This is a genomic window from Nonomuraea sp. NPDC004702 (genome assembly GCF_053601695.1).
Map to the genome: position 1 here is coordinate 1 of NZ_JBSGCE010000150.1, position 9001 is coordinate 9001.

At 72.8% G+C, this 9001-nt stretch carries 10 protein-coding genes and 2 pseudogenes; 4 read left to right on the plus strand and 8 right to left on the minus strand.

From position 1 onward, the window contains the following. Both ACWEJ6_RS53740 and ACWEJ6_RS53745 read left to right on the plus strand, forming a co-directional pair. Positions 1–186 (plus strand): annotated as a pseudogene (locus ACWEJ6_RS53740) (IS5-like element ISDge16 family transposase); the annotation flags it as partial. Between the two features lie 75 nt (positions 187–261). Next, positions 262–582 carry a hypothetical protein gene (locus ACWEJ6_RS53745; RefSeq protein ID WP_452433460.1) on the plus strand — a complete coding sequence of 107 codons (321 nt, stop codon included), beginning with the start codon at positions 262–264 and terminating at the stop codon, positions 580–582. Between the two features lie 29 nt (positions 583–611). Here ACWEJ6_RS53745 and ACWEJ6_RS53750 read toward each other — a convergent pair whose 3' ends face one another. The 3 genes from ACWEJ6_RS53750 to ACWEJ6_RS53760 all read right to left on the minus strand — a co-directional run bounded on the left by ACWEJ6_RS53750 (position 612) and on the right by ACWEJ6_RS53760 (position 3677). Then, the gene (locus tag ACWEJ6_RS53750; protein ID WP_452433462.1) at positions 612–1538 is read right to left on the minus strand and encodes a pirin family protein; all 927 of its coding nucleotides are present in this window, start codon (positions 1536–1538) and stop codon (positions 612–614) included. Between the two features lie 141 nt (positions 1539–1679). Beyond that, a complete protein-coding gene (locus ACWEJ6_RS53755; protein WP_452433464.1) occupies positions 1680–2801 on the minus strand; it encodes an MBL fold metallo-hydrolase in 1122 nt (373 codons plus the stop codon). An 87-nt stretch (positions 2802–2888) separates the two neighbouring features. Then, complete coding sequence (locus tag ACWEJ6_RS53760) at positions 2889–3677, minus strand: SDR family NAD(P)-dependent oxidoreductase (protein WP_387669368.1); 789 nt, start codon at positions 3675–3677, stop codon at positions 2889–2891. Positions 3678–3782: 105 nt separating this feature from the next. Here ACWEJ6_RS53760 and ACWEJ6_RS53765 point away from each other — a divergent pair, with 105 nt between their 5' ends. Further along, on the plus strand, positions 3783–4439 hold the full coding sequence (locus tag ACWEJ6_RS53765) for a TetR/AcrR family transcriptional regulator (protein ID WP_452433466.1): 657 nt from the start codon (positions 3783–3785) through the stop codon (positions 4437–4439). Between the two features lie 32 nt (positions 4440–4471). Here the strand turns inward: ACWEJ6_RS53765 and ACWEJ6_RS53770 are convergent, their stop codons facing one another. After that, positions 4472–5200, minus strand: coding sequence for a DUF3152 domain-containing protein (locus ACWEJ6_RS53770; RefSeq protein ID WP_452433468.1), 729 nt, complete (start codon positions 5198–5200; stop codon positions 4472–4474). A 113-nt stretch (positions 5201–5313) separates the two neighbouring features. On the opposite strand from ACWEJ6_RS53770, the pseudogene ACWEJ6_RS53775 reads away from it, so the two are divergent. Further along, positions 5314–5438: pseudogene (locus ACWEJ6_RS53775) on the plus strand (IS5/IS1182 family transposase); the annotation flags it as partial. Positions 5439–5540: 102 nt separating this feature from the next. Here the strand turns inward: ACWEJ6_RS53775 and ACWEJ6_RS53780 are convergent. From ACWEJ6_RS53780 to ACWEJ6_RS53795, 4 genes are all read right to left on the minus strand, one after another. Next, on the minus strand, positions 5541–6167 hold the full coding sequence (locus ACWEJ6_RS53780) for a hypothetical protein (protein WP_452433475.1): 627 nt from the start codon (positions 6165–6167) through the stop codon (positions 5541–5543). 367 nt (positions 6168–6534) lie between these two features. Then, positions 6535–7950 carry an NAD(P)/FAD-dependent oxidoreductase gene (locus tag ACWEJ6_RS53785; RefSeq protein ID WP_452433469.1) on the minus strand — a complete coding sequence of 472 codons (1416 nt, stop codon included), beginning with the start codon at positions 7948–7950 and terminating at the stop codon, positions 6535–6537. A gap of 152 nt (positions 7951–8102) precedes the next feature. Next, positions 8103–8531 carry a type II toxin-antitoxin system PemK/MazF family toxin gene (locus ACWEJ6_RS53790; protein ID WP_452433471.1) on the minus strand — a complete coding sequence of 143 codons (429 nt, stop codon included), beginning with the start codon at positions 8529–8531 and terminating at the stop codon, positions 8103–8105. After that, on the minus strand, positions 8524–9001 hold a 478-nt coding region (locus ACWEJ6_RS53795), incomplete at its 5' end, for a helix-turn-helix domain-containing protein (protein ID WP_452433473.1). The genes ACWEJ6_RS53790 and ACWEJ6_RS53795, both read right to left, overlap by 8 nt.

Here is a 9001-nt window from a genome sequence, read left to right on the forward strand (position 1 = left end):
CGCAAACGTGGATCGCGCGGCGGCCGGCCTCCCGCCTTCGACAAGATCGACTACCGCGAGCGCCACGCCGTCGAGTGCGCGATCAACCGGCTCAAGCGCAATCGCGCCGTGGCCACGCGGTATGACAAGCTGGCCGTCCGCTACGAAGCGACCGTGCACATCGCCTGCGTCAACGAGTGGTTGTGACCACGCTCTTGGCCGCGGTTGGATCCTGCACAACCTGTTGGAGCGGTGACCCGTACGCCTGGAAGGGGGCCGATAGTGGGGCGCGAGTACATCCGGCTGAAGGCGGAAACCGAGGGCGGCCAACTCATCGTGGAGCCGTCCGAGGGCGCCCTGTACGAGATGATCATCACCCTCGCCCTGCCCGACAACACCTTCGTCATCGTCGAACCAGACGAAGAGGACCCCACCTGGTTCGCCTCCGTCGCCCGCCTTGACGATGGCACCTACGAGGTCGAATACCGCGACCCGCTTCGTCGGTATCACCGTCTTGATACCGCGACCGACCCGAGCCGCATCGCTTCCGACGTCACCATCTGGACCGCTCAGGCTTCTCGAGCACACGCAGCCCTCGCCTAAGACTCCTCACCCGACTTCTGAAACAGGCCCTAGCGCGTCTCGGGACGTACCCGTCCGCGCGGCTTCAGGCGGATGGAGGGCAGCGCCGGGGCGGGCAGCGGCTCGCCGTCGAAGCCCTCGACCGCGCCGAAGCCCTCGCCCTCCGCCCACTCCTTCCGGAAGGCGGCGATCTCCTCGTGGGAGCGCCCCACGAAGTTCCACCACATGACGATCTCCTCGCCGAACGGCTCGCCGCCGATCAGCAGCACCCGCCCGCGGCCCGACAGCCGCAACGTGCCGGGACCCGGCGGCAGGTAGCGCAGCGCCCCCGGCACGGCCTGCTCGACCTCGCCGTCGAGCAGCAGCAGCCCGTGCTCGAAGGCGGGGTCGAGCGGCACCTCGCCTGTGCCGTCGACCGTCACCTCGGCACCCACCAGCGGGGTGTAGGTGGTCGCGGGCGAGGTCACGCCGCCGAGCGTGCCCATGATCACGGCGGCGTCGAAGCCGGGGCCGGACAACACGGGCAGGGTGGCGTGGTGCTCGAAGGCGGGGGCCGTACGCCGGTGGGCCTCAGGCAGGGCCACCCAGAGCTGCACGCCGTGCAGCGTCGTGCCGGGCGACTCCTCCGAGTGGGAGATGCCGCGCCCGGCCGTCATCAGATTGAGCCGGCCGGGACGCACCTCGCTCAGGCTGCCGACGCTGTCGCGGTGGAGCACCTCGCCCGCGAGCAGCCACGTCACCGTCTGCAGGCCGGTGTGGGGGTGGGGCGGGACGCGCATCAGCGCCGGCTCGGGGCCGTAAGCGTCGACGAAGCACCAGGCGCCGATCATCCGCCGGTGCACGCCGGGCAGCGTCCTGCTCACCCGCATCGCGCGCGGGCCGCCCAGCGGCACCTCGCGTCCGGTCAGCACCTCGCTCCGGTCGCCGCCGTCGGCGGCGCAGCGGAGTTCGCGGGGGTCACGTTCCATGTTGCTCACCCCACGACTGTAGGGGGCCGTACGGCCTCCTACAGTCGGCGTCCCCCGGACGGGACGGCTGTCCCAAGGTCTCCCACCACCCGTCCAGGGATGGGACGGCTATCCCAGGGGCCTCCTGCCAGTTGTCCACGGGCGGGACGGCTATCCCAGGGTCTCCCACCAGCCGTCCACGGACGGGACGGCGGTGACGTCGATGCCCTCGCCAGGCCGGGGCACCACGATCTCGACGTCGCGCGCCTTCGCCTCCCGCCACAGGCGGTCCACCGGTTCGGCCCACGGGTGCAGCGCCAGCGTGAACGTCGCCCAGTGGACCGGCAGCAGCAGCTTGCCGCCGAGGTCGAGGTGGGCGTTGACGGCCTCCTCCGGGTTCATGTGGATGTCGGGCCAGGCCGGGCTGTAGGCGCCGATCGGCATCAGCGTCAGGTCGAACGGCCCGTGCGCGGCCCCGATGCCCCGGTAGCCCTGGAAGTATCCCGAGTCGCCGGCGTAGAACACCCGCTTGCTCGGCCCGGCCACCACCCACGAACCCCACAGGGTGTCGTTCCTGGTGAAGGCGCGCCCCGAGAAGTGCCGGGCGGCGGTGGCGACGAAGCGCAGGCCCGCCACCTCGGCCTCCTCGTCCCAGTCGAGCTCGATGATCCGGTACAGCGGCACGCCCCACCGCTCCAGGTGCGCCCCGATGCCCAGCGGGACCAGGAACGGCGCCTTCTGGGTGCGCGTGAGCGAGCGCACGGTGGCCATGTCGAGGTGGTCGTAGTGGTCGTGCGAGATCGCAATCGCGTCGACCTGCGGCAGGTCGCCGATGTCCACCGGCAGCGGGTGGTGCCGCTTGGGGCCGACGAGCTGGGACGGCGACACCCGGTTGCTCCACACCGGGTCGAACAGCACCCGCCTGCCCTCGATCTCCACCAGCGTGGAGGCGTGGCCGTACCAGACCGCGCGCAGGCCGTCGGCCGGCGGCGGGCCGGACGGCGGCAGGCGCAGCGGGATGGGACCGGCGGGATGCCGCTGCTCCTTGTTCCTGGCCAGCTCGGCCAGCAGACCCACCGGGGGCGTGGTCATCAGGGCGGTCGGCTCGGACATGGGGTTGACGAACGTGTCGCCCCTGAACTGCGGCGAGCGCCGCATCCTGCTCACCCGGTCCGGCCCCGACGTCAAAGGCCGCACGCCCAGCTCGGCCGGTATCCCGCGCAACGCCCACCCGGCCGCGGCGGCGAGCGCGCCGCCCGCGAGGATCCGCCGTGCGGTCCGCATTCCTGCCATTGCCCACACTCCCCTGGAGATGATGTCCATCCCGCCCAACCGGGCGGGATTCCCCGGTGTTCCCGTTCTACGATATATCGCGATAGTTCATACCGTCTTGATCGCTCCGCCGTCGATGACGTAGTCGGCGCCGTTCACGCTCCCGGCGTGCGGCGAGGCCAGGTACGTCACCAAGGAGGCGACTTCTTCCGGTTCGACGAACCTACCGGTCGTCATTCCGGTGACCGACGGCAGCCCCGCGAGCAACTGCTCGTGCTCCATCCCGAGCGAGGCCGCCAGGGCGGCGCCGTACCCGTCGGGGGCCTCCCACATCGAGGTGCGCGAGGCGCCGGGGGAGATGGTGGCGACCCGCACGCCACGCGGGCCGAACTCCTCGGCCAGGGCCTTGCCGAACGCCGTCAGCGCGGCCTTGGCGGTGGTGTACACGACCGGCCCCATGTGCGGCACGCGGGCGCCGTTGGACGAGATGTTGATCACAGTGCCGCCCCGCCGCAACAGGCTGGGCATCGCGGCCCTGGTGGCCCGCACGGCGCTGAGGAAGTTCAGGTCGTACGACTGGCGCCAGGCGTCGTCGTCGAAGCCGAGGAAGCCGTTGAGCTGCCCCTGGCCGCCGTCGCCGCCGCCCACGTTGTTGACCAGGAGGTCGATCTCGTCAAGCTCGGCCAGCGCGCGTTCGACCAGCTCGGCCGGACCCGCCGCGGTGGACAGGTCGGCCGTGACGGTGATCGCGCCGGTGCGCTCCAGCTCGGGGGAGATCGTGCGGGCCGCGGCCACGACCCGCATGCCCTCGGCCGTCAGCGCCTTGACGATCGCCAGCCCCAGCCCTCTGCTCGCCCCGGTGACGACGGCGGTCTTGCCGGTGAGTCGCATGTCCATGTGAATCGCCCTTCTTGCATCAGCGGTGATGCGATCACTCTAGAACCTGCAACAGTGATGACGCAACTTCGAATCGAACGGGTACCGTCCTGTACCCTCTGAGGTGTGAGTGGGACGACACGGGCCCTGCGGTCCGACGCCGAGCGGACCGTCCGGACGATCCTGGAGGCGGCCGAACGGGTGCTCAGCAGGAATCCGGCGGCCAGCATGGAGCAGATCGCCGAGGCGGCCGGAGTGGCGCGCACGACCGTCCACCGGCGCTTCGCCTCCAGGGAGTCGCTGGTGGAGGCGATGGCCGAGTGGGCCACCCGGCAGTTCGCCGCCGCCGTGGACGCCGCCCGTCCCGAGCAGGCGCCGCCGCTGGTCGCGCTCTACCAGGTGACGGCGAACGTGCTGCGGGTGAAGATCGACTGGGGGTTCGCGATGAGCCGCGGGCCGTCGGCGGGGGCCGAGGTGGCCCGCGTGCACTCCGAGGTCGAGGCCAGGTGCGACCGGCTGTTCCAGCAGGCGCGGGCGGCCGGGGTGCTGCGGGAGGACGTGGAGCCGGAGTGGGCCCGCCGGGTGTACTACGCGCTGATCCACGAGGCGGCGCAGAGCCGCGACGGCGAGCCGGAGGCGCTGGCGGGGCGGCTGGTGGACACCTTGCTGCGCGGCGTCGGCCCAGGCGCCGGACTTCCCTCCACTCCGCCCGCCGCCCCGAGCCCTCCTGCCGCGCCCGCCCCCGCGAGCCCTCCTCCCGCCTCCGCGGGCCCTTCCGAGTAGGAGGTTCGCGGCTTCCGGGGGCCGGCCATCCGTCAGGGGTTGCGAACCAGGGCGTCGCGGCGCTCGTCCGGGCGGCGTTCCGGGTGGGGCCACGGGTTCGGACGGCAGCGGCCCAGCGACTTCGACTGCTGGACCATCACCGGAGCCGGCAGACCGGGGCCGGGGCAGGCGCGGTGGCCGTGTCCCAGGCTGTGGCCGACCTCGTGGCTGATGAGGTAGTCGCGGTAAGCGGCCAGGTCGCCCTCGTACTGCGGGACGCCGTCGGCCCAGCGGAGCGCGTTGATGACCGAGCGCGTCCCGTTCCAGCACGACAACGTGCCGCCGGTGCGCAACGGCAGGCACTGGCGGACGGTCAGCCCCGGGCTGGACAGCGCCACCCGCACCCGTACCGGGCCGTGGTCGACGCGCTGGAATCGGGCCCATCCGCGCGGGTCGTTGAGGGTGCGGTGCACGGCGGCCGCGAACACGGTCCCGTCGATCGGCAGGCCGCGTTCGACCTCCACCAGGTACCGCACCACCTCGCCCTCCCCGTCTCGGGCGGGCGCGCCGCCGGGCACCACGGCGTACGAGCCCGAGGCGGCGTACGGGACCTTGACGTGTGCGGCGGGCAGCGGGATCGGCGCGGGGATCGAGGGGCGCGGCGGACGGGGGACGGCGGGAACGGCCCGTTCTGCGGGGCGCTCGGGCGCTTCCGTGCGTTCCGGGGCGGAGGCGCATCCGGCGGCCAGCAGCAGGACGATCAGCAGCGCGAACAGCGGCAACGCGGCCTCCCCACGAGATCACGGTGGGGAGAAATCCACCATATCCGCGCAGTGCCGCCCGGATCATGCCGGGGTCTGACCAAGGGGTCGCGCGGACCGGCGCGCGACCGCCGCGCCTCGGCTGTTCCTACGAGGCGATCGCCGACACCAGCTGCTCGGCCACCACGATCCGTGCCTCGACGAGATCGCCGTGGACGGCTCCTTCACCAAGGCTCCCGGAGGTGGAGAGGCGGCCGGCGTTACCCGGCACGTCGGACGCGCCCACGCCTGCCACCGCATCGCCCGCTGCTGCGAGCGGCGCGAATCGCCGGCCATGACCGCGCCCTGCCCGTACGGCCTCCTACGGCCCCGGGTGGAAGCCCGGAGAGCCCAGCTCCGCGAACCAGCTCGGTGGCTCCGGCGCGGTGAACGCGGTGGTCATCGCGTCCAGCCAGGCGGCGAACGTGGGGAAGTCCGGGGTGGAGCCGGCCAGCTCCTCCCAGCTCCCGTCCTCGACGTAGCGTGCGCGCCCCTCCTGGTCGTCGTAGTGGTGGTGGTAGACCGGGTATTCGCCGTCCGCGTCCGGCCGGGTGACGTCGAAGCACCAGACCGCCTCGTTGTCCGCGTCCGCGAGGGCGAAGCCGACCAGGTGGTTGGTGGACAGCCACCGGCCGTCGCCGCGGTCCACACCCTCGGGCATGTGCACGAGATCGGAGTTCAGCTCGACGATGGCGTCGTCACCGACGACGACGAACTCGATGTACTCGTTGGACGAGACGTCCCGGCGCTTGCAGGCAAAGGTGTTGTGCTCGGCGAGGAAAGCCCGGTAGCTGGGCGGAGCCGTCCAGTCGACGGTTCCGAAATGGGGCTTCAGTCCAGTCTCGCGGTTGCGGACGGCTTCGGCGGAGGCGGGCTCCGACGCCGTGATGATGACCGTTCCGGATTCGGCGGCGCGGCGGAGGATTGCCAGACTCTCGTGTATCGACATCGCGGTCCTTGATCGGGGGATCGTACGGCTATGTGGGCGTGGCTTCACAACTGTCAGGTGCCTGATCGTGGCCGATGACCACGATCGGCGGAATGGGCAATTCCTGTCCGGGCCCGCGGACAGCCTCCCTCCGCATCGATCCGCATGGCCTTTTACGCCGACCTGCCACCAACCCCCGCCGTCCGGACGCGGCACGCCCTGCTCACGTCCTGGTTCAGCCTGCCGTCCGGGGGGCGGCGTCATCGGTGTCTGGCGCCCGATGGCCGCCTTTCCTTCAGCGCGGGGACATTCGCCGGGCGTCCACGGGCCGGCCTGGTCGGCGCGGGGCTCCGCGCCGGGGCGCGGTTCCGCCGGGCCTGCGGGTGGGTCAGACGGTGCGAGGGGCGTAGGGGGTGAGGTCGATGGGGGGTTGTTCGTCGAGGGCCAGCTTGGCGACGAGTTCGCCGGTGAACGGGCCCGCCGTCAGCCCGTACGCGCTCAGCCCCGTCGCCACGACCACCCGCGGCGTGAGCCGCCCGATGAGCGCGGGGCCGGGGGCGTTGACCGGCCGCAGACCGACCCTCGTCTCGGACACCGTCGCCCCGAACAGGCCGGGCGCCACCCGCAACCCCGCTGCGATCACCTCTTCGAGGCCGCCCATCGTGACCCGGGGCGCGAACCCGACGTCCTCCACGGTCGCGCCGATCACCACCCGCGAGCCGGGGAACCCCAGCAGGTACGGCCCGCTCCTGGGCAGCACGATGGGCCAGAACGCGGTGTCCACGCCGTCGAGGGTGGCGTGCAGGATCTGCCCGCGCCGGGGGAACACCGGCAGCTCCACCCCGAGCGGACGGCACACCTCGCCCGTCCACGCCCCGGCCGCCACGATCACGACGTCCGCCTCCAGCGGGACCCCCTCGCCGGCGGGCACGCGTCCGGCCGCGGAAGTGGCGACGGGTTCGGCCGGCGGCACGGGGACGATCGGTTCCACCACGGGCGGGACGGGCTCGGAGGCCGGGGCGGGACCTCCGGGGGAGCCGTCCGGAGGGCCGCCGAAGGGGGCGTCGCCCGCTGCGCCGACCGGTCCCTCGGCGGACGCCTCAAGAGGGCTCTCGGTCAGGTCGCCGGTGGCGGACGGCGGGTAGTCCGGCGCGAGCGGAGCGGCCTGGCGCCAGGAGGTGGTCCGGCCGCTCACCGCGCCGGCTCCCGGCCCCGGCTGAGCCCACTGCGGGCCGTTCCCCGCCGGGATGTCCTCGTCGGCGGCGTGCAGGCGCACCTGTCCGTCGGAGGTGAGGACGGCGCTGCCGTGCAGCACCTCGGCGCCCCGGGCGACGGCGGCGCGCAGCAGCGCGTCGCGTACGGCGCTGCCGTCCACCCGGGCGGCGCCCGGCACGAGGAGCGCGCTGAGGTCGTCGGACAACGGCGGGAACAGGTCGGACGGCGTCAGCACGTCGGTGACCTCGCCCATCTCGGGCGCGTCGGCGTAGCGGCGGCGCAGCAGGGCCCGCACCGGTTCGAGATCGACCGGGTCCTCGGCCACCAGCAGGGCCCCGACCTTGGCGTAGCCGATGTCCTCGCCCAGGGCCTCGACCAGCCTCGGGTAGTGGCGGGCGCCCTCGCTGGTCAGCCGGTACCAGGAGTCGTCCTCCGGATGGTCCACCCAGGGACACACGATGCCCGCGCCCGCCTGGGTCGCCTGGCCCTGGGAGCCGCGGTCCACCACGGTCACGGCCACGCCGCGGCCGCTCAGGTAGTAGGCCGCGCTCGCCCCGACGATCCCGCTGCCGATCACCACAACACGCATGCACCCATGATCGCAGGCGCGGGCGATCTCGGACGATGACCGGATCGTACGCTTACCATCCGGATACTCCCTCACGCCCATCCCCGGGGGCTACAGGACTGCCCACCCCTGCGGGAGCGGACCGGTGCGCGGAGGACCGGGCCGTGCGCGGGTCAGGCCACGCCCCACCCGTGCGTCTGCATGAGGACGGAGGCCACCCGGGCGAACCGGTCGCCGTCGAGCACCGCGCCCTCGCGGCGGATGTCGCCCTCGTCCAGCACGAAGACCCGGTCGAGCCGCAGGTACGACACCCGCCCGTCGCGGCCCCACGCGCCGATCTCCAGCCAGTCGGAGCCGTCGTCGCCCTTGCTCGACAACATCATGCCGAGCAGCCTGCGCCCGGTACGGCCCACGACGAGCAGCGGCCGGTCCTTGCCCCGCGACGGATCCTCCTCGTACGGCACCCACGCCCACACGATCTCCCCAGGATCGGCCAGGCCGTCGAGGTCGGGGGAGTAGGCCAGAGTGACGGGACCGTTGAGCGAGTGGACCTCGCGTACGACGCCCCGGGCGGGCCGGGGGTCCTCACCTGCATCATGCATTGGGGGAGCTTACGGCGGCCGGCGACCCGAAATCCACCCGCCGGAGGGGGACGGGGGAGGCCAGCAGGCGGCGCAGGACCGTCGGGGTGTGGCCGACGTGGCGGCGGATCGTACGGGTCAGGTGGGCCTGGTCGGCGAACCCGAGGTCGGCGGCGAGCGCGGCCAGGCCGGTCTCGCCGCTCTCCAGCCGGTCGAGCGCCCGGCTCACGCGCACCCGATTGCGGTAGTGGGTCAGCGAGACGCCCAGCTCGCGGGTGAAGGCCCGGCTGAGCCGGTAGGGGGAGACGGCCAGCAACTCCGCCAGCGGCAACAGCCCGGCGGCCGCCGGATGGTCGGCCGAGATCGCCTCGCGGGCGGCGTCGGCGATGGCCGCGGCCGCGCTTGGGGCCGGGCACGATGGTGTCCGCGAGCGCCTCCAGCGTCTCCACCCTCGTCTCGTAGAGCAGTGGACCCATGGGTACTCCCTCGTT

What these genes read in the sequence shown, in the direction of transcription:
- ACWEJ6_RS53755 (WP_452433464.1), bottom strand. Translation starts at nt 2,801, where the DNA reads ATGGCAGGAATGCGGACCGCACGGCGGATCCTCGCGGGCGGCGCGCTC.
- ACWEJ6_RS53760 (WP_387669368.1), bottom strand. Translation starts at nt 3,677, where the DNA reads ATGGACATGCGACTCACCGGCAAGACCGCCGTCGTCACCGGGGCGAGC.
- ACWEJ6_RS53780 (WP_452433475.1), bottom strand. Translation starts at nt 6,167, where the DNA reads ATGTCGATACACGAGAGTCTGGCAATCCTCCGCCGCGCCGCCGAATCC.
- ACWEJ6_RS53785 (WP_452433469.1), bottom strand. Translation starts at nt 7,950, where the DNA reads ATGCGTGTTGTGGTGATCGGCAGCGGGATCGTCGGGGCGAGCGCGGCC.
- ACWEJ6_RS53790 (WP_452433471.1), bottom strand. Translation starts at nt 8,531, where the DNA reads ATGCATGATGCAGGTGAGGACCCCCGGCCCGCCCGGGGCGTCGTACGC.